Here is a 20038-nt window from a genome sequence, read left to right as displayed (position 1 = left end):
TACATAAAGGCGGGTTTTTATGAAATCTATTTTTAATGTAAATGATTGGTGAGATGTAATGTTGAAATCTATATGCTTGTGTATGTAACATTAATAAAAACAAGTAAAAGTGATTGTTTTAGATGTTGCTATTCTTTTAAAAGTACTTTGTTTTTTCTATATTTATAGAGTTGAATCTAAAGAGATAAGTATGAAAAAAACAGTTTTAATGTTAGCAGGTGATTTTGTAGAGGATTATGAGATCATGGTTCCTTATCAAGCACTATTATCAGTAGGTGTAGATGTTGATGTAGTGTGTCCAGGTAAAAAGGAAGACGACGTTATTGCAACAGCTATTCATGATTTTATAGGGTATCAAACCTATGCTGAATCTAGAGGACATAATTTTGTGTTGAATAAAACATTTAATGAAGTTAAGTTAGAGGATTATGATGGTTTGTATGTTTGTGGTGGAAGGGCTCCAGAGTATATTCGGTTAAATCAACGTGTATTGGAAATTGTAAAATATTTTTTCGAAAAAGATTTACCTGTTGCTGCTATTTGTCATGGTATTCAAATATTAACGGTTGCTGAAGTGTTGAAAGGACGTACCTTAACTGCTTATCCTGCCGTGGGACCTGATATTGCTTTGGCAGGTGGTGTTTATAAAGAAATAGGAGTTGATGAAGCTATTACAGATGGTAATTTGACTACTTCACCTGCTTGGCCAGGACACCCTGCTATTTTGAGGGAATTTTATAAACTGTTAGGAGTTGTAATTGTCAAGAATAAATAGGTTCTATGTAAAATAGCGGTTTTATAATTGAAAACTGTAAAACTGCTAGGTATTGTGAAAGTGTTTCTGTGAAACATTTTATATTTTAGCCTTTCAAATTATAAGTGATGATTTCAGAAGAACAATTTCAAAAAGAATTAGATATTATTATTGTAAATGCTTTACGCGAGGATATTGGAGATGGAGATCATAGCTCATTGGCTTGTATTCCTGCGGATGCGAAAGGGAGTGCTGAAATAGTAGTGAAAGAGGCTGGTGTGCTTGCTGGCGTTGAATTTGCTAAAATGGTGTTGAAATATGTAGATGCCGATTTGAAAGTTGAGGTTTATATTAAGGATGGCTCTCCGATTGTAGTTGGTGATAAAGTTTTGCGTATTACCGGAAATTCACAATCAATCCTTAAAGCAGAGCGTTTGATTTTAAATGCAATGCAACGCATGAGTGCTATTGCAACGAAAACAAAAGTGTTTGTCGATTTGTTAGAGGGAACTGGTACTAAAATATTGGATACTCGTAAAACAACTCCAGGTATTCGTGCACTTGAAAAGTGGGCGGTTAAGATTGCAGGGGGAGAGAATCACCGCTTTGCATTATATGACATGATTATGTTGAAAGACAATCATATTGATTTTGCAGGTGGAATGGTTCAAGCAATTGAAAAGACTAAAAAATATCTAAAGGATACACATAGAGACTTGAAAATTATTGTGGAGGCTCGTGATTTAGAAGAGGTTTCTCAAATCTTATCTTGTGGTGGTATACACCGAATTCTATTGGATAATTTTGACTATAACACCACTAAAAAGGCTGTAGAGATGATTGGTGATGCTTGTGAGACAGAATCTTCAGGTAATATTGATCAGACTACGGTTAGAAATTATGCTTTGTGTGGGGTTGATTATGTTTCTTCAGGGGCTTTAACTCATTCGGTTCATAATCTTGATTTGAGTTTAAAGGCGGTGGTTTAATTTTTGTTTTCATGTTTAATTAACAAGATGAAAATAGTTTGATAAAGTGATATAACATATTGTTGTTCATTACATAGAAATAATCAATACCGTTATATGTCAAAAGAGATAGAGGATAAATTAGATAAAATTCCAATTGTAAGCAGTTTGGTTGTTTTAGTGAAAAAAGTCAAACTACCTAAGTTTGAGGGCTATTCATTATACGACCTTTTGGAGTTGTATATTATTGGGATTGTAAAAGGAGCTTTTTCTTATCGAGCGGGCTCTATTGCATTTAGTTTCTTTATGGCTCTTTTTCCTTTTGCCTTATTTGTTTTGAACTTAATTCCTTATATTCCGATTGAAGGGTTTCAAGAAGATTTTATGCGCTTTATTGCAGATTCTGTTCCTCCAAATACCTATGGGGCAATTGAGTCTATTCTAGAAGATATTATGAACAATAGTTATAGATCGTTATTGTCTTCTGGGTTTTTATTATCGGTATTCTTAATGGCTAATGGGGTTTTTGCTATTATAGGCGGATTTGAGTCGGCTTATCATATCACAATTTCCAGAAGTCTTTTTCGTCAATATTTGGTGGCCGTAGCTCTCTCTGTTTTAATGGCAGTTATGTTGATTATTTCTGTGGCTGTATTTGTAACATTTGAGGTGCTTATTCATCAATTGGCGGTTATGGAGATTTGGGTTCAATGGGCTCGGAATATCTTTTTGCTTTTTATGATATTGATGGTTACTTCTACTTTGTATAAGTTTGGAGCAAAGGAAACCAAGCAAGTACCTTTCATTTCGAATGGTTCTATTTTTACTACAATTCTCTATGTTTTAACTTCTTATTTGTTTGGTATTTATGTGTTGAGGTTTGCTCGTTATAACGAGTTATATGGTTCTATTGGGACTTTGTTGGTTTTGATGTTTTACATTTGGATTAACTGTATGATTTTGCTTTTAGGTTTTGAATTAAATGTTGCAATTAGTAAATTGAAGAGGAAAAATCGATATATTTGAGTAACCCAAAAAAATAAATATGAAAAGTAAATTGTTAATTTTGTTGTTTTTTCTAGGAGGAATGGCGACAATTCATGCGCAAAGCATGGTAGGGAGATGGAAGACCATTGATGATAGAACAGGAATAGAAAAGTCTATTGTTGAGATTTTTGAAAAGGACGGAAAGTATTTTGGCAAAGTTCTGAAAATATTAAATCCAGAAAAAGCGAAAGGAACATGCGATAAATGTCCTGGTGTAGATAAGGGAAAACCAATTCAAGGTTTGGTGATTATCAGAGATATGAAAAAAGACGGAAACGAGCTGAGTGGAGGTAGAATTATTGATCCAGAATCTGGAAAGGAATACAAGTGTCACATTAAGTTGAATGGAAGTAATAAACTTGATGTTCGAGGATTTCTTGGGATTTCCTTAGTAGGCAGAACCCAAACTTGGATAAGAGCTTAAATAGAAATATAGAAATAGAATAAGCACCCTATGTTCAGTTAGAATCTGAAGGTAGGGTGCTTTTTTAGTTTAAAGCTAGTATATTTGTTCTTATAAATAGGTTGTAAGATGTATTGTTTTATTGAGGTTGTAGTGCCATTGGCACTAGATGCTACTTTTACTTATCTCGTTTCGGAAACAGAGTTTGATTACCTACAAGTGGGTATGCGCGTAGCGGTACCTTTTGGTAAATCAAAAGTGTATACGGCTTTGGTAATAGAAAAACATCATCGCAAACCTGAGTTATATAAAGCCAAAGAGATTCAAGAAATTTTAGATGGCGGTGTAGTTGTTACTCCTATTCAGATTGAACATTGGAAATGGATTTCTAATTATTATATGTGCTCTATAGGGGAAGTGTATCGTGCAGCCATGCCTTCTCGTTTGTTGTTGGAAAGTGAAACGCTTATTCATTTTAATACAGCTACAACCGTTGATCCAAAAGAACTAAGTGATCAGGAGTTTTTGGTGTATGAGGCCTTGCAGTTTCAAGCTATCTTAAAAGTTGAAGAGATTGTAGCGGTGCTCAACAAAAAAACAGTTTTTCCTATTATTCAATCGCTATTGGAAAAAGGTGTGGTTTATCTTCACGAAGAGCTCATCGAAAGATATAAACCAAAGCAGTTGCGATATATACGACTAACGGAAGCTTATGAAGGTGATGAAGGATTAGCTTCACTGTTAGAGATTGTTTCCCGGGCTGCTAAACAACGAGAGTTTGTCTTGAAGTATTTTCAATTACAAGCTACTTATAAAAAACCTATTTCAGTAAAGGAGTTACAAGAGGAAACGGGAGTTACTCCAAGTGTTATTAAAGCCTTGGTAGATAAAGGGGTTTTTGAGGAGTATTATTTGAATCAAGACAGAGTTGTTTTTCAAGAAGACGAACAAGCGAGTTTTGTTCTCAGTGAGGCTCAACAAGAAGCGATGAGTGAAATTGAAGAACAGTTCGAAAGTAAAGACGTTGTCCTTTTGTATGGGGTAACTGCTTCTGGAAAAACCGAAGTTTATATAAAGCTGATTGAGGAAATTTTAAAACAAGGAGGTCAAAGTCTATTTTTGGTTCCAGAAATTGGATTAACAGCACAATTGGTTTCTAGATTGGTGGCTTATTTTGGAAATCAAGTAGCGGTCTATCATTCTAAATATTCGCAAAATGAACGTGTTGAGGTTTGGGGGCAAATATTGGCTGATTCTGAAAAAGCGCAGGTTATTATAGGAACTAGATCGGCTTTGTTTTTGCCATTTGCCAATCTTAAATTGATTGTTGTAGATGAGGAGCACGAAGCTTCTTATAAACAACAAGACCCTGCTCCTCGTTATCACGCTCGTGATGCAGCGGTGGTTTTGGCAATGCAAAGTAAGGCTAAGGTTTTGTTAGGTTCTGCGACTCCAAGTTTAGAAACGTATTATAATGCGTTTCAATCTAAATATGGTTTGGTTAAATTGACTACGCGTTTTAGCAATGTGATATTGCCTGATGTTGTTTTAGTGGATTTAAAGGAGAAGTACAAGCGCAAGGAAATGACGGGACATTTTTCAGATGTGATGGTCTCTGAAATCAATCAGGCTCTTTCTTTAGGGGAGCAAGTGATACTTTTTCAAAATAGAAGAGGATTTTCACCTGTGGTGGAATGTATGACTTGCGGTGCTGTACCTGAATGTCCGCATTGTGATGTAAGTCTTACCTATCATAAATATAGAAATGAATTGCGATGTCATTATTGTGGTTACGCGAGTGCGATGCCAAAACAGTGCTATCGCTGTCATAGTGTAGATTTGGATACTAGGGGTTTTGGAACAGAACAGGTGGAGGAAGAGCTGTTCTCGCTTTTTCCAAACAAGAAAATAGCCCGTATGGATCAAGATACCACACGGGGTAAATATGGTTTTGAAAAATTGTTAGACGCTTTTCAAAAAAGAGAAATCGACATCATGGTAGGAACTCAAATGCTGGCAAAGGGATTGGATTTCGACAATGTAAATCTCGTTGGGGTACTGAATGCTGACAATAGTTTGTATCATCCTGATTTTCGTGCTCATGAAAGGGCTTATCAGATGTTGACGCAGCTAGGCGGTAGAGCAGGAAGAAAGGAAAAGAAAGGAAGGGTTATTATTCAAACGTATAATCCTTATCACAACATTATACAGCAGGTGACTAATAATGATTATGAAGGGATGTATAAAGAACAAATGTATGAGAGGTATATTTTTAAGTATCCTCCTTTTTATAGGTTGGTGCGCTTAAATTTAAGGCATAGGGAATTTGAAAAATTGAAAGATGCTTCGTTATGGTTGTATAATAATTTAAGAGATCAATTGGCTGTTCCTGTTTTAGGACCAGAAGAACCTGCTATTAACCGTATTCGCAATCAATACATTCGTGTGATATTGATTAAAATACCACAAGACAAACCTTTGGTCTCTACTAAAAAACAAATTCAAAGAATATTGAAGAGCTTTGAAGCTATTGGAGGATACAGATCAGTTAAGGTGACTATTAATGTTGATTTTTATTAAAAATGGTATTTAGTTGATAGGGCATAATATTGTGTGTGAGACTTGTAATGAAGGTTTAGTAGTAAAAAAGGTGATAAAGGTTTTGTATACTATAAATAAAAACGTATTTTTGCACCCAATTTTATAACAAATAAAATATTTTATTTATGAATCATTATGAAACTGTTTTCATCTTGAATCCCGTTTTATCTGAAACTCAGGTAAAGGAAACAGTACAGAAATTTGAGGAATTTCTTACTTCTAGAGGAGCACAGATGGTATCAAAAGAGGATTGGGGCTTGAAAAAATTAGCTTACGAAATCCAAAACAAGAAAAGTGGTTTTTATCATTTATTCGAATACACTGTTCCAGGAGAGGTTATCCTTCCATTGGAAACGGAATTCCGTCGTGATGAAAGAATCATGCGTTTCTTAACTGTAAGTTTAGATAAACATGCTATTTCTTGGGCTGAAAGAAGAAGAGATAAATTAAAATCTAAAAAAGCTTAATTATGGCAAGTGTTGAGCAATCTGCAAAAGGAAAAAAAGACGGAGATATTAGATATCTAACGCCTTTGAATATAGAGACGAACAAAGCAAAAAAATATTGTCGTTTCAAAAAATCTGGAATTAAATATATCGATTATAAAGATCCAGATTTCTTATTGAAATTCGTAAACGAACAAGGGAAATTACTTCCTCGTCGTTTAACAGGTACTTCTTTGAAATATCAAAGAAAAGTTTCTGTTGCGGTTAAAAGAGCGCGTCACTTAGCGTTAATGCCGTACGTAGCTGACTTAATGAAATAATATAATAAATAATTAGAGTTGTTGGTTTTCATCGATGAAACCTAACTTCTTATAAAAAAGGACAACAACATGGAACTTATTTTAAAACAAGACGTTCAAAAATTAGGATTTAAAGACGATATCGTAAATGTTAAACCAGGATACGGTCGTAACTTTTTAATTCCTCAAGGTTTTGCTGTTTTAGCTACTCCTTCTGCAAAGAAAGTATTGGCTGAAAACTTGAAACAAAGAGCGCACAAAGAAGCTAAAGTAATCGCTGATGCAAATGTAATTGCTGATGCATTAAGAGCTTTGGATATTAAAATCACTGTTAAAGCAGGTGGTGAAAAATTATTTGGTTCTGTTACTAATATTAACTTAGCTGAAGAGTTGAGTAAATTAGGACAAAACATCGATAAAAAATTCATTACTTCTGGTGTGATCAAACGTATTGGAAAATATGAGGCTTCTATTCGCTTACATAGAGATGTAATCGTTGAATTACCTTATGAAGTTATTGCAGAGCAAGCGTAAGCTACCCTGTAATTATTTAATATTGAAAAGGGCTAACTCTAACAAGAGTTAGCCCTTTTTTTGTTGTGTACAGATGGGAGTGTTGTAGCTCTTGTTTTTTTTGAACATGCTTTTGCTAAAGCTGTCTAAATCTTTATTGAATTAAGGTTAAACTATTGTATTTTTGGTTTTTTTAAAAGCATATATAATGAAATATACGAGGCTTACAAAGGAGCAGTTTGAAGAATTGCATACAGAGTTTACGAATTTTTTAGCGAGTCAGCAAATTGATAAAGCAGAGTGGGAGATTATTAAGGCAGAGAAACCTCACGTGATGGAAGAGGAATTGGATGTTTTTTCTGATTTGATTTGGGAAGGAGCTTTGAAGAAAGCTAGCTATATGGAGCATTACTCTACTACCCATATTTTTTTATTTTATTTTGATAATGACGCTATAAATACTATTGTGATTAAAAGTTTGAATAGTGGGATTGATTTTATGACGGTTGAAGGTTTACGTTGGTTAAGTGATTCTGTTTTTACTGATGAGGTCGAAATTAAGCATGGAGGGCGTCCTTTTGTGAATGATAGAAATACAGAAGTATTTGAGATTATTAGGCAAGGTGCTATTTTAAGTGATGGAGCTTTGTATGAGCAGTTTAAAGAGATGTTAAAGCTATAAGTTCTAATATATGAATATAGGTGAGGTTATTGAAAAATTAAGGGAAGAGTTGCATGCGCATAATTACAATTATTACGCGTTGGATAATCCTACTATTTCGGACTTTGAGTTTGATCAAAAGTTGAAGGAACTGGAGCGTTTAGAGTTGGAGAACCCTGAGTTTTATGATGAGAATTCACCTACTCAAAGAGTGGGTGGAGTGATAGTGAAGAACTTCGAGACAGTGCCTCATCGTTATAGAATGTATTCGTTGGATAATTCCTATTCTAAGGAAGATTTATTGGAGTGGGAGCAGCGTATTCAAAAGGTTTTGGGAGATGTTGATGTTGAATATGTATGTGAGTTAAAATATGATGGAGCGTCTATAAGTATAACTTATGAAAATGGTGTTATTAAGCAAGCGTTAACTCGTGGTGATGGTTTTCAAGGGGATGATGTTACGCATAATATTAAAACTATAAAGTCGGTTCCTATAAAATTGAAAGGTGATTATCCTGCTATTTTTGAGATTAGAGGTGAGATTGTTTTGCCTTTCAAAGGGTTTGAGCAGATGAATCAAGATTTAATCGAAATAGGTGAAGTGCCTTATTCAAATCCTCGTAACACGGCCTCGGGTAGTTTGAAGTTGCAGGATAGCTCTGAGGTTGCGAAACGTCCTTTGGAGTGTTTGTTGTATAATGTTGTAGGGGTGAATGAGTTGATGGAAAGTCAGTTTTCAAGTTTGGAAAAAGCTCGTTCTTGGGGGTTTAAGGTGCCTAAGGAAGCTGTTTTGGTTAAGAGTATTGAGGAGGTTTTTGATTTTATTAACTATTGGGATGCTCATAGAGTTGGATTGCCTTATGAGACGGATGGCGTTGTTGTTAAGGTGAATTCTTTGTATCAACAAGAGGAGTTGGGATATACATCTAAGTCACCTCGTTGGGCAATGGCTTATAAGTTTCAAGCTGAGCAAGTAGAAACGATTTTAGAGTCGATTTCATATCAGGTTGGGCGTACTGGTGCTATTACTCCAGTTGCTAATTTAAAAGCGGTGCAATTGGCAGGTACGGTTGTTAGACGTGCTTCTTTACATAACGCGGACCAGATTGAAAAGCTTGATATTCGAGTGGGAGATGTGGTTTATGTGGAAAAAGGAGGGGAGATTATTCCTAAGATTGTGGGGGTGAATTTAGAGGCTAGACCTGAGGATTCAGAACCTACGGTTTATATAGATACTTGCCCAGAATGCGGAACTGATTTAGTTCGAAAAGAAGGAGAGGTACAACATTATTGTCCGAATTTTTATGGGTGTGCTCCTCAGATAGTGGGGCGTATACAGCATTTTATTTCACGTAAAGCGATGGATGTTGCAGGTTTAGGAGAAGAGACAGTGAGTTTGTTGTATCAGAGTGGATTGGTGACAACGTACGCCGATTTGTATGAGTTAAAAAAAGAAGAGATTGTACCATTAGAGAGAATGGCGGATAAGTCTGCAGAGAATTTGATTAACGGTATTGAAGAGTCTAAGAAAATACCTTTTGAGCGTGTATTGTATGCTTTGGGAATACGATTTGTTGGTGAAACAGTAGCGAAAAAATTGGCATTTCATTATAAGAATATAGATGCTTTGAGAATGGCTCCTTTAGAAGATTTGATAGAGGTAGATGAGATAGGTGATAAAATTGCACAAAGTGTTATTGCTTTTTTTGAGAATGAGGTTAATATTCAGGTGATTGAGCGTTTGAAAGGATATGGTGTTCAGCTAGAAGTAGTAGAGAAAGAGATGATTGTTCATTCTAATACTTTTGAGGGCAAGACTGTTGTTGTTTCAGGAGTTTTTACTACATTTACTCGTGATGAGATAAAGGTGGCTATTGAAGAGCACGGAGGTAAGGTAGGGAGTTCTATTTCTGCTAAAACTGGTTTCGTGGTTGCGGGTGACAAAATGGGGCCTTCTAAGTTGGAAAAAGCCCAAAAACTTCAGATACCTATTTTAGATGAGATGTCGTTTTTAAAGATGATAGGAGTCAATAGGGATTAATCTAAAAAGAAATACGTGTTTTTAAATATCATAAAATACAAATCATTAAAAAAAGCTGTTAATAAAGCAGTTCAAGCTTCTTTGTCCCAAGTGGACTTTGGGGATGTGCGTACAGTTGGTTTTGTTTTGGATAAAAAAGACTTTAGTAGTATTCATCTTCTGGAGAATGAATTGGTTAAAAAAGGTATCAAAAAGAATAATATTTTCTTTTTAATTTATAGTCGAGAGAAAGGGATTGATGCGGAACGAGAGGTGTTTATGAGAGATAGTGATTTTACTACCTCTGGGGACCTTAAGAATGAGAAAATTGAAATGTTTATCAATAGACCTTTTGACTTGCTGATAAATTACTATGATGTAGAAAGTTTGGTTTTGTTGTGGGCTAGTAGTCATTCTGTAGCGAAGTTTAAGGTTGGATTTAGTTCGATTAAAACACATATTAATAACTTTTCTATTGCTCTAACTACTGATAGGTATAAAGAGTTTATAGATGAGTTGTTCAGGTATTTACAATTGTTTAAAAAATAATTTTATAACATGCATTCATTTAAAGGTACAGGGGTGGCATTGGTTACTCCATTTAAAAAAGATTTGACTGTTGACGTAGAAGCGTTACAGCGTTTGGTATCATTCGTTATTGATGGTGGGGTTGAATATTTAGTGGTGTTGGGTACTACTGCTGAATCTGCGACTTTGAACAAAGAAGAGAAGGAGTTAGTGAAGCGTACGGTTGTAGATGCAAATAATGGTCGCTTACCTTTGGTTTTAGGTTTAGGTGGTAATAATACAATGGAGTTGGTTGAAGAGTGTAAAAACGGTAATTTTGACGGTTTTGATGCAATTTTATCTGTTTCTCCATATTATAATAAACCTACACAAGAAGGGATTTATCAGCATTTCAAACTGATTGCTCAAAATTCTCCATTGCCTATTATATTGTATAATGTACCAGGACGTACAGCAAGTAATATGTTGCCAGCAACAGTTGTTCGTTTAGCAAATGAGTTTTCTAATATTATTGGAATTAAAGAAGCTGCGGGTGATTTAGTGCAAGGAATGGAACTGATTAGACAAAATAGAAAAGACTTTTTGGTAATTTCTGGCGATGATATTATTGCGTTGCCATTAGTGTTAGCGGGTGGTGCAGGTGTAATATCTGTAATAGGACAAGGTATTCCTCAGCTTTTCACAGATATGATTCGCTTTGGATTGAAGGGAGAAGTGAATGCTGCTTTTGAAAATCAATATCAGTTAATGACCATGATTGATTTAATTTTTGAGCAAGGGAATCCTGCTGGAATTAAAGAGGTTTTGAGAAAAGCGGGTGTGTGTGAAGACAATGTTCGCTTGCCATTGGTTAATGTTAACGAAGATTTAGCAAAAAGGATTCAGTTAGAGTACGATAAAATTTTAAATTAGCTTAAAAGGAAAAATTATGTTGTCAATTGATTTACAGGCTGCTTTAAATAAGCAGATAAAAATAGAAGGTGATTCTTCGCAGATTTATTTAGAGATGGCTTCTTGGGCTGAGATTCAGGGGTTTGAGGGTATCTCTGCTTTTATGTATGCGCAATCTGATGAAGAGCGTCAACATATGCTGCGTTTAGTAAAGTATATTAATCAAAGAGGAGGTAAAGCAGAAATTCCTGCAATTACTCAACCTGAACTTGATCATTCTTCTTTCAAGACTTTATTTAAACAGTTGTTTGAACATGAGGTGTTTGTTTCTCAAAGTATTAATGATTTGGTACATATCGCTTTAACTGAAAGAGATTATGCAACTCATAATTTCTTACAATGGTATGTTGCAGAACAAATTGAAGAAGAAGCTACTGCTAGAACAATCTTAGATAAAATCAATCTAATTGGTGATGATAAAGGTGGATTGTATTTGTTTGATAATGATATTAAGAACTTCATACAAACAGATGCTGGAGCATCAACTATTTAATAGATTTAAAAGATTTTGTATAGCTGGTTTAATCTAGTGATTTAAAGAAAGATGTTTATTAAAGGCATCTTTTCTTTTTCGATTGAAAAAAGGTTTTTGTATAAGATTAATTATGCCTAAATTTGCATTTGCTTTTATTGAACTATTTGGTAAAGCTTTTGTTTAAAAATATTATATATGAGAAAATATATCGGATTATCTCTTTTAGCTATTGCAGTAGTAGGCTGTAGCCCACTGCAAAAGGCTCTGAAATCTGAAGATTTAGAATACAAAAAGGAGGTAGCTCAAAATTTATACGAACAAAAGAAGTATAGAAAAGCAATTCGATTATACGAACAGCTTGAAACACCATTTAGAGCACAGCCAACTGCAGAAAATATGTTTTTTGATTTTGCTGAGGCGACTTATCAAGTAAAGGATTATGAATTGTCATCTCATAGATTTAAACTTTTTGCATCGACATATCCTCGTAGTGAGCGTCATGAAGAAGCATTGCTTAAAGAGGTGAAGTCTATAGTAAATACTTTGTTACCATATTCATTGGATCAGGGGAACACGTATATTGCTATTGATAAGTTACAAGCTTTTATAGATCAATACCCAACTTCTTCATTTGCTATTGAAGCGAATAATATTATGGGGGATTTGAATAGAAGATTGGAGAAAAAGGCTTTTGAAAACGCAAAACAATTGAATACAATTGGTGGATGGACTAGAAATTATAATGCAGCCATTGTAGCGTTAGATAATTTTATATATGATTACCCTGGTACTTCTTATAAAGAGGAAGCTTTGTATTATAAGTTAGATTCAGCTTATAAACTGGCTATGAATAGTGTTTATTCTAAAATGGAAGAGCGATTAATTAATGCGAAGACTATGTATGATGCACTGATTCGTTTTAAAGAGGATACCAAATACAAACAAGAAGCCGACCTGATGTTGGCAGATATAAATAAGGAATTACAACAATTTTCTAAATAAGAAATCGAAATGGATTTAAGAAACACAAAAGCTCCAGTTAATACAGTTACTTACGATAAGAGTAAAATCGAAGAGCCTACAGGTAATGTTTACGAAGCTATTACTATTATGGCTAAAAGAGCAAACCAAATCAATATGGAAATCAAAACAGAATTGATTGACAAATTGGAGGAATTCGCTACGTATACAGATAGTTTGGATGAAGTTTTTGAAAACAAAGAGCAAATCGAAGTGTCTAAATTTTACGAAAGATTGCCAAAAGCTCCAGCTTTAGCTGTGGAGGAATGGTTGAATGGAGATATTACTTATAAAGAAGTTGTGAAATAAATTTTACTAGCATGTCTGTTTTAAGCGGGAAGAAAATAATACTGGGAATAACTGGTGGAATTGCCGCGTACAAAACGGCAAGTTTAGTTAGATTACTTATAAAAGCAGGTGCCGAAGTCCAAGTGATTATGACACCTGCTTCTCATCATTTTATTACTCCTTATACTTTATCGACTTTGTCGAAAAAACCTGTGTATACTCAGTTTTTTAACTCGAGTGATCAGGGTGGTACTTGGAATAATCATGTAGATTTGGCCATGTGGGCTGATTTTATATTGATAGCTCCAGCTACTGCAAATACACTCGCCAAGATGACTACTGGCTTGTGTGATAATTTATTACAAGCTGTTTATCTTTCAGCAGACTGTCCTGTTTTTATTGCACCTGCAATGGATTTGGATATGTATAAACATCCTTCTACCTTACATAATTTAAGACAATTAGAGTCTTTTGGAAATCATATTATTCCTGCTGAAAGTGGTGAACTCGCTAGTGGTTTGGAAGGTTATGGGCGTATGGCTGAACCTGAGAATATTCTTTCATTTTTGGAATCAAAGTTTAGTAAGACTCAGCTTTTAATTAAGAAAAAAATATTAATTACCGCTGGTCCAACATACGAAGCGATAGATCCTGTTCGTTTTATTGGTAATCACTCTTCTGGTAAGATGGGATTTGATATTGCTTTAGCAGCAGCAGAGAATGGTGCGGAAGTGATATTGGTGAGCGGACCCAGTAGTTTAAGTATTAGTCATCCTAATGTTCGATTAATTCGCGTGCAAACGGCTGTTGAAATGTTTGATGCTTGTGATAGCGTTTTTGATTCTGTTGATGTGTTGGTTGGTGCTGCCGCTGTTGCGGATTATAGACCAAAGCATGTCGCTGATGAGAAAATTAAAAAGGATGCTGATAGTTTTGTTATAGAACTTGAGAAAAATCCTGATATTTTAGCAACTTTAGGTAATAAGAAAAAAGAGCAGTTTATTGTTGGTTTTGCATTGGAGACTACAAACGAAATTGAACACGCTAAACAAAAAATTGTAAAGAAAAATTTAGATTTGATCGTGCTTAATTCTTTGAAAGATGAAGGTGCAGGTTTTGGTAAACCAACTAATAAGGTTACATTTATAACTAAGAATTTCGATATCGAATCAATGCCTCTTAAAACAAAAGAAGCTGTTGCTAGCGATATAGTAAATAAAATTATTGAACACTATGCGTAAGATCTTTTTTCTGATTTGTTTTATTTTTTCTTCTGCTACTAGTATATCACAAGAATTAAATGCTGTGGTTTCTATTAACCATAGTCAAATTGGAAATAGTAATCAAGCGTACTTTAAAACATTACAAACGGCTTTAACCGAGTTTATTAATAATACTCGTTGGACTACAAAAAATGTATCTAGTCTTGAGAAAATAGATTGTGTGTTTTATTTAAATGTAAATTCCTACGAGTCAAACGCTGTATCAGGTTCTTTGCAGGTTCAATCTTCGAGAGTGGTTTATAATTCTACTTATAACGCTCCTATATTTAATTTTAATGATCGTGATGTGAGTTTTTCTTACACTGAGTTTGAAAATTTGTATTATAATCCAAATAGTTTTGACTCTAATTTAACTTCACTAATTGCTTTTTACGTCAACATAATATTAGGGTTAGATGCGGATTCTTTTGCTAAAAATGGTGGTACTGAGTTTTTTCAGAACGCTTCTAATATTACTTCTTTAGCACAACAATCTGGTTATAAGGGATGGAAACAAGGAGACGGAAATAATAATCGATACTTTTTAGTAAATGATATATTGTCTTCTGCTAACAAATCTTTTAGAGATGCAATCTATGAATATCATAGATTGGGATTAGATGAGATGGCTGATAATTTACAAAAAGGTAAAGATGGAGTTTATTCAAGTTTGAATACTTTATCAGAACTTCATAAAAATAGACCTAATGCTTTTTTAACTCGTGTATTTTTCGACGCGAAAACCGACGAATTGGTTTCAATGTATGGTGGTGTAATGGATTCTAATAAGAAGAAAGTTGTTGAAATATTGAATAAAATCTCACCACTTAATGCTTCTAAGTGGAATAATTTATAAATCTATAACTGATTAGTAAAACTATGTTACGTGCTTTATCAATAAAGAATTTTGCTTTAATTGAAACCTTGGATATGGATTTTTCTGAGGGTTTTTCTATTATTACAGGTGAAACTGGAGCTGGGAAATCTATACTATTAGGTGCACTTGGTTTGCTTCAAGGTAAAAGAGCTGATTTGGGTTCTTTGAAAAATAATACCGAAAAATGTGTAATTGAAGGGCATTTTGTTATTGATAAATACGATTTGAATTCTTTATTCGAACAGTTGGATATAGATTATGAACCTACTACTATAATACGTCGTGAGATTTTACCTTCTGGTAAATCTAGAGCATTTGTAAATGATAGTCCCGTAAACCTTTCCACATTGCAAGAGTTGAGTATGTCATTGATTGATATTCATTCACAGCATCAAACTCAAGAACTTTCGGATGAGAGTTATCAAATTGCTATTATTGATGCAATTGCTGCTAATTCCAAACTTCTGATTGTTTATCAAGAGCAGTTGAAGCTTTTTAAAAAGAACAAATCAGTTTTAAAGAGTTACATCGAAGAGCAAGTCGAGCTTTTAAAAGAGCAGGATTATAATAATTTTTTATTAGAAGAACTTGAAAATGCCAAACTTCAGAATGTTAGTCAAGAGGATTTGGAGTCGGAATATGAGAAGTTGAATAATGTTGAATTTGTAAAAGAGCATTTTAGTCATTCTTGGGCATTGTTGAATGGAGAACATGGTGGTGTGATTCAAAGTTTAAAGGAGGCAAAGGCTGCATTACAAAAGACGATGTCAATTTCTAAAGATTATGAGGGTCTTTTTGAACGTATCTCTAGTTCTGAAATTGAATTGGTTGACATTGCAAATGAAATTGAAGAACAGTTGGAACGAGTTGTACTTGATCCAGAACAACTACAATTAATTCACGAACAATTACAGTTAATATACAATCTGCAAAAGAAGCATCAAGTAAATACTGTTGCTGAATTATTGGTAATAGAAGAAGGGTTAAGTCAGAAGGTCTTTATGGCGACTGATTTAGATGATAAGATTGAAAGAATGCAAAAAGAGTTAGTAGTTCAAGAAGAACAATTGTTGATTCAATGTATTGCGATTCGTGAAAAACGATTGGAAGCTATTCCAAAGCTTCAAAATCAATTGATTGAGATTTTGAGTTTATTGGGAATGCCAAATGCTACTTTTAAAATAGAACTTAAGGACGCTACTGCTTTTACAGCTAGCGGTAAAGATGAAGTAGAACTGTTATTTTCAGCTAATAAAGGTATGAGTTTTGGCTTGTTGAAAAAAGTTGCTTCAGGTGGTGAATTGTCTCGTATAATGCTTGCAATAAAAGCAATTCTAGCTCGTTACTCTAACTTGCCAACTATTATTTTTGATGAAATAGATACTGGGGTTTCCGGTGAAGTTGCTGATAAGATGGGGGATATTATGAAGGAAATGAGTAATCGTATGCAAGTGTTTGCTATTACACATCTACCTCAGATTGCTTCTAAAGGACATCAACACTACAAAGTTTTTAAAACTTCTGATGATGAAACTACAACATCTCAACTAATTCTTTTAGACCGAGATTCTAGAATTAAAGAAATAGCTCAGATGCTCTCTGGAAAAGATATTACGGAATCTGCTTTACAACATGCAGAGGCTTTGTTGAACTGATATTAAACTTTATATTTGTCCCTTCAACTGAATTTAAAATATTAGACATTAAAATCTACCTACTGTAGGTAAATAAATCGATATAGATATGATTATAGAACCAAGAATGCGAGGATTCATTTGTTTGACGGCTCATCCAGAAGGGTGTAGACAAAATGTGAAAAATCAAATTGCATATATACAGTCTAAAGGAACTATTCAAGGAGCTAAGAAAGTTTTGGTAATTGGTGCCTCAACTGGTTTTGGATTAGCTTCTAGAATTACGAGTGCTTTTGGATCTGGTGCTGCTACCATTGGTGTGTTTTTTGAAAAAGAACCTAGTGCTGGTAAAACGGCTACACCAGGATGGTATAATAGTGCTGCATTTGAAGAAGAGGCTCAGAAAGCTGGCTTATATGCAAAAAGTATCAATGGAGATGCATTCTCAAATGAAGTAAAACACGAGGTTGTGGATATGATCAGGGCTGATTTAGGTCAGGTTGATTTAGTAATTTATAGTTTGGCTTCTCCTGTTAGAAAGGATCCTAACTCGGGTGAATTATTTCGTTCAGTTTTAAAACCTATTGGTTCTACTTTTACAAATAAAACGGTTGATTTCCATACTGGAAAAGTATCTGAGATTTCTATTGAACCATGTAGCGGTGATGATATCGAAAATACAATTAAAGTAATGGGTGGTGAAGATTGGGCTATGTGGATGGATGCATTGAAAGAGGCTGGAGTATTAGCTCCAAATGCTTTAACAGTTGCTTATTCTTACATAGGACCTGAATTGACTGAAGCGGTTTACAGAAAAGGTACTATTGGTCGTGCTAAAGATCATTTAGAGGCTACTGCTTTTGAAATTACTGAAAGCTTGAAAGACTTAGGTGGAAAAGCATATGTTTCTGTGAATAAAGCATTGGTTACTCAAGCTAGTTCTGCTATTCCTGTAATTCCGTTGTATATCTCTTTGTTGTATAAAACAATGAAAGAAAAGGGAATACACGAAGGATGTATTGAACAAATTCAACGTTTGTTTTCAGAGCGTTTATATACAGAAGGGCTTGTTGCTACTGATGAGAAAGGTAGAATCCGTATAGATGATCTAGAAATGCGTGAGGATGTTCAAGCTAAAGTAACCGAATTATGGAAAGATGCGACTACTGAAACTTTAGCTGCTCTTGGAGATTTAGAGGGTTATCGTACTGATTTTTACCAATTGTTTGGTTTCGATGTGGCTGATGTTAATTACGATGCCGATACAGAAGAAGTGGTGAAAATTAATAGTATAGGTTAATTATAGTAAGTTCTTAAATATAGACTGTATGTATAATTTATTGAAAGGTAAGAGAGGTATTATTTTTGGAGCTTTGGATGAGAATTCAATCGCTTGGAAAACAGCAGAACGCGTACATGAAGAAGGAGGGACATTTGTTTTAACGAATGCACCTATAGCCATGAGAATGGGTACTATTGATGTATTGGCTCAGAAAACTGGTTCACAAATCATTCCTGCTGATGCTACTTCTTTGGAAGATTTAGAAAACTTGGTAGATCAAGCAGTTGAAATTCTTGGCGGTAAGATTGATTTTGTATTGCATTCTATTGGGATGTCTGTAAATGTTCGTAAGAATATTAACTATACGGATAATAAGTACGATTTTACTCAAAAGGGATGGGATGTTTCAGCGGTTTCCTTTCATAAAGTAATGCAGGTTCTTTATAAAAAGGATGCTATGAGTGAGTGGGGAAGTATTATTGCATTGACTTATATGGCAGCACAACGTGTTTTTCCAGATTATAATGATATGGCCGACAATAAGGCTTATTTAGAGTCTATTGCTCGTAGTTTTGGATACTTCTTCGGAAAGGATAAGAAAGTGCGTGTAAATACGATTTCTCAGTCTCCTACGGCTACTACTGCAGGGCAAGGAGTTAAAGGATTCTCTGGATTTATTGCTTATGCTGATAAAATGTCTCCATTAGGGAATGCTACAGCTGGAGAATGTGCAGATTACGTAGTAACGATGTTTTCTGATTTAACCAAGAAGGTGACACTTCAAAATTTATATCACGATGGTGGATTCTCTAATATGGGGGTTAGTCAAGAAGTGATGGAGGCTTTCGAAAGAGGTTTAGAAGAAGAGAACTAAATAAGTTCGATTGATATATAAAAAAACAGGCTATTCAATTTGAATAGCCTGTTTTTTTATGTCTTTAATATTCTGTAAAATACTTTTGTATCTCTTTGTAATCATTGGTTTTGGTTAATGCTAGCATTAATAGAATGCGCGCTTTTTGTGGGGAAAGAAACCAAGAGGTTGTGAATCCTAATTTGTCGTCATCAATTTCATCCCATTGGGTTGTTGGTCCTAATGGTAATCTAGAAGAGCGTACAACACTTAACTGACGATCTTGGACAGCTTTCGATAATGTATTGATAACCTTGGTCGACATGTTTCCATTGCCTACACCTGCATATATAATACCTTCTATTTTGTGTTCTAATGCTGCTTTAATAAACATATCATCTGCATCTGCATAGCCCATTAAAATTGCTACTTTGGGTAATTGTTTTATATTCTTTACATCAAAGATACTTTCCGTGGTGTGTTTCTTTAACGATTGTCTAAAGAACATGGGTTGCTCGTTATACATTATGCCCAGTGGACCAAAGTTCGGGTTACTGAATGACCCCATCGTTAAGGTGTGGGATTTTTGTATATCATCTGCACCTAAGATAAAGTCATCCATTACAATCATGACTCCTTTTGCTTTTGAAGTTGGAGATGCAGCACAGGCAACGGCATTGAAAAGATTTCGTGGACCATCTGCACTTAATGCATTGGAAGGACGCATGGCTCCTGTTAAAACAACGGGTTTGTCTGTTTTAATTGTTAAGTTTAGAAAATAAGCTGTTTCATCTTGAGTATCTGTTCCATGTGTAATAACAAATCCGGTAATATCTGGGTTTTTAGCTAAATCATTAATGCGGTTCGTCAATTGTAACCAAATTTCTTGGTTCATGTCTTGACTTCCAATATTTGCTATTTGTTCACTTTTAATATTTGCTATTTTATCAATAGCTGGAACTGCCTGAATCAATTGATCAGCGGTTAAACCACCTGCTGTATATGTAGAAGAAGTTTCTGATGTTCCAGATCCTGCAATGGTTCCGCCTGTTGCTAATACATAGATAGTTGGTTTATTTTGCCCCATCATTACTAACGGAGTGAAGAGGCAAATTAAAAGCAATGATATATACTTCATAATTTTTAGTAAAAAAGG

At 34.6% G+C, this 20038-nt stretch carries 21 protein-coding genes; 20 read left to right on the top strand and 1 reads right to left on the bottom strand.

Going from position 1 to position 20038, the window contains the following annotated elements:
- Positions 1–190: 190 nt before the first annotated feature.
- From BM024_RS04020 to BM024_RS03925, 20 genes are all read left to right on the top strand, one after another.
- Positions 191–775: a DJ-1/PfpI family protein gene (locus BM024_RS04020; RefSeq protein WP_090678292.1), complete on the top strand. Its 585-nt coding sequence runs from the start codon at positions 191–193 to the stop codon at positions 773–775.
- A 107-nt stretch (positions 776–882) separates the two neighbouring features.
- Positions 883–1743: a carboxylating nicotinate-nucleotide diphosphorylase gene (nadC, locus tag BM024_RS04015; RefSeq protein ID WP_090678174.1), complete on the top strand. Its 861-nt coding sequence runs from the start codon at positions 883–885 to the stop codon at positions 1741–1743.
- 96 nt (positions 1744–1839) lie between these two features.
- The gene (locus BM024_RS04010; RefSeq protein WP_090678173.1) at positions 1840–2748 is read left to right on the top strand and encodes a YihY/virulence factor BrkB family protein; all 909 of its coding nucleotides are present in this window, start codon (positions 1840–1842) and stop codon (positions 2746–2748) included.
- A 19-nt stretch (positions 2749–2767) separates the two neighbouring features.
- The gene (locus BM024_RS04005) at positions 2768–3193 is read left to right on the top strand and encodes a DUF2147 domain-containing protein (RefSeq protein WP_090678172.1); all 426 of its coding nucleotides are present in this window, start codon (positions 2768–2770) and stop codon (positions 3191–3193) included.
- A 108-nt stretch (positions 3194–3301) separates the two neighbouring features.
- Complete coding sequence (gene priA / locus BM024_RS04000; protein ID WP_090678171.1) at positions 3302–5752, top strand: replication restart helicase PriA; 2451 nt, start codon at positions 3302–3304, stop codon at positions 5750–5752.
- Positions 5753–5898: 146 nt separating this feature from the next.
- The gene (gene rpsF / locus BM024_RS03995; RefSeq protein WP_090678170.1) at positions 5899–6240 is read left to right on the top strand and encodes a 30S ribosomal protein S6; all 342 of its coding nucleotides are present in this window, start codon (positions 5899–5901) and stop codon (positions 6238–6240) included.
- A gap of 2 nt (positions 6241–6242) precedes the next feature.
- Positions 6243–6539 carry a 30S ribosomal protein S18 gene (gene rpsR / locus BM024_RS03990; protein WP_090678169.1) on the top strand — a complete coding sequence of 99 codons (297 nt, stop codon included), beginning with the start codon at positions 6243–6245 and terminating at the stop codon, positions 6537–6539.
- Between the two features lie 69 nt (positions 6540–6608).
- A complete protein-coding gene (gene rplI, locus BM024_RS03985) occupies positions 6609–7052 on the top strand; it encodes a 50S ribosomal protein L9 (RefSeq protein WP_090678168.1) in 444 nt (147 codons plus the stop codon).
- 187 nt (positions 7053–7239) lie between these two features.
- Positions 7240–7713 (top strand): DUF6495 family protein, encoded by a 474-nt coding sequence (locus tag BM024_RS03980; RefSeq protein ID WP_090678167.1) that lies wholly within the window; start codon positions 7240–7242, stop codon positions 7711–7713.
- 10 nt (positions 7714–7723) lie between these two features.
- On the top strand, positions 7724–9733 hold the full coding sequence (ligA, locus tag BM024_RS03975; RefSeq protein ID WP_090678166.1) for an NAD-dependent DNA ligase LigA: 2010 nt from the start codon (positions 7724–7726) through the stop codon (positions 9731–9733).
- Positions 9734–9748: 15 nt separating this feature from the next.
- Entirely contained in the window at positions 9749–10261 is a 513-nt protein-coding gene (locus tag BM024_RS03970) for a DUF6913 domain-containing protein (protein ID WP_090678165.1), read from the top strand.
- Between the two features lie 9 nt (positions 10262–10270).
- Positions 10271–11152 (top strand): 4-hydroxy-tetrahydrodipicolinate synthase, encoded by an 882-nt coding sequence (gene dapA, locus BM024_RS03965; protein WP_090678164.1) that lies wholly within the window; start codon positions 10271–10273, stop codon positions 11150–11152.
- 16 nt (positions 11153–11168) lie between these two features.
- Positions 11169–11684 carry a ferritin gene (locus BM024_RS03960; RefSeq protein ID WP_090678163.1) on the top strand — a complete coding sequence of 172 codons (516 nt, stop codon included), beginning with the start codon at positions 11169–11171 and terminating at the stop codon, positions 11682–11684.
- A 177-nt stretch (positions 11685–11861) separates the two neighbouring features.
- Entirely contained in the window at positions 11862–12668 is an 807-nt protein-coding gene (locus BM024_RS03955) for an outer membrane protein assembly factor BamD (protein WP_090678162.1), read from the top strand.
- Positions 12669–12677: 9 nt separating this feature from the next.
- A complete protein-coding gene (locus BM024_RS03950; protein WP_090678161.1) occupies positions 12678–12995 on the top strand; it encodes a DNA-directed RNA polymerase subunit omega in 318 nt (105 codons plus the stop codon).
- Between the two features lie 11 nt (positions 12996–13006).
- Positions 13007–14215 (top strand): bifunctional phosphopantothenoylcysteine decarboxylase/phosphopantothenate--cysteine ligase CoaBC, encoded by a 1209-nt coding sequence (gene coaBC / locus BM024_RS03945; RefSeq protein WP_090678160.1) that lies wholly within the window; start codon positions 13007–13009, stop codon positions 14213–14215.
- Positions 14208–15092 carry a type IX secretion system protein PorD gene (gene porD / locus BM024_RS03940; protein ID WP_090678159.1) on the top strand — a complete coding sequence of 295 codons (885 nt, stop codon included), beginning with the start codon at positions 14208–14210 and terminating at the stop codon, positions 15090–15092. Before coaBC ends, porD begins: the two co-directional genes overlap by 8 nt.
- Before the next feature lie 23 nt (positions 15093–15115).
- Positions 15116–16768 (top strand): DNA repair protein RecN, encoded by a 1653-nt coding sequence (recN, locus tag BM024_RS03935; RefSeq protein WP_090678158.1) that lies wholly within the window; start codon positions 15116–15118, stop codon positions 16766–16768.
- Positions 16769–16856: 88 nt separating this feature from the next.
- Positions 16857–18047 (top strand): enoyl-ACP reductase FabV, encoded by a 1191-nt coding sequence (gene fabV, locus BM024_RS03930; RefSeq protein WP_090678157.1) that lies wholly within the window; start codon positions 16857–16859, stop codon positions 18045–18047.
- 28 nt (positions 18048–18075) lie between these two features.
- The gene (locus BM024_RS03925) at positions 18076–18903 is read left to right on the top strand and encodes an enoyl-ACP reductase FabI (protein ID WP_090678156.1); all 828 of its coding nucleotides are present in this window, start codon (positions 18076–18078) and stop codon (positions 18901–18903) included.
- A gap of 64 nt (positions 18904–18967) precedes the next feature.
- Here BM024_RS03925 and BM024_RS03920 read toward each other — a convergent pair whose 3' ends face one another.
- Positions 18968–20020 (bottom strand): type II asparaginase, encoded by a 1053-nt coding sequence (locus tag BM024_RS03920; protein ID WP_090678155.1) that lies wholly within the window; start codon positions 20018–20020, stop codon positions 18968–18970.
- Positions 20021–20038: the final 18 nt, after the last annotated feature.

The organism is Myroides guanonis, from assembly GCF_900114085.1.
In the GTDB taxonomy this organism is placed as follows: domain Bacteria; phylum Bacteroidota; class Bacteroidia; order Flavobacteriales; family Flavobacteriaceae; genus Flavobacterium; species Flavobacterium guanonis.
This window is presented reverse-complemented; position numbering and strand designations above follow the sequence as displayed.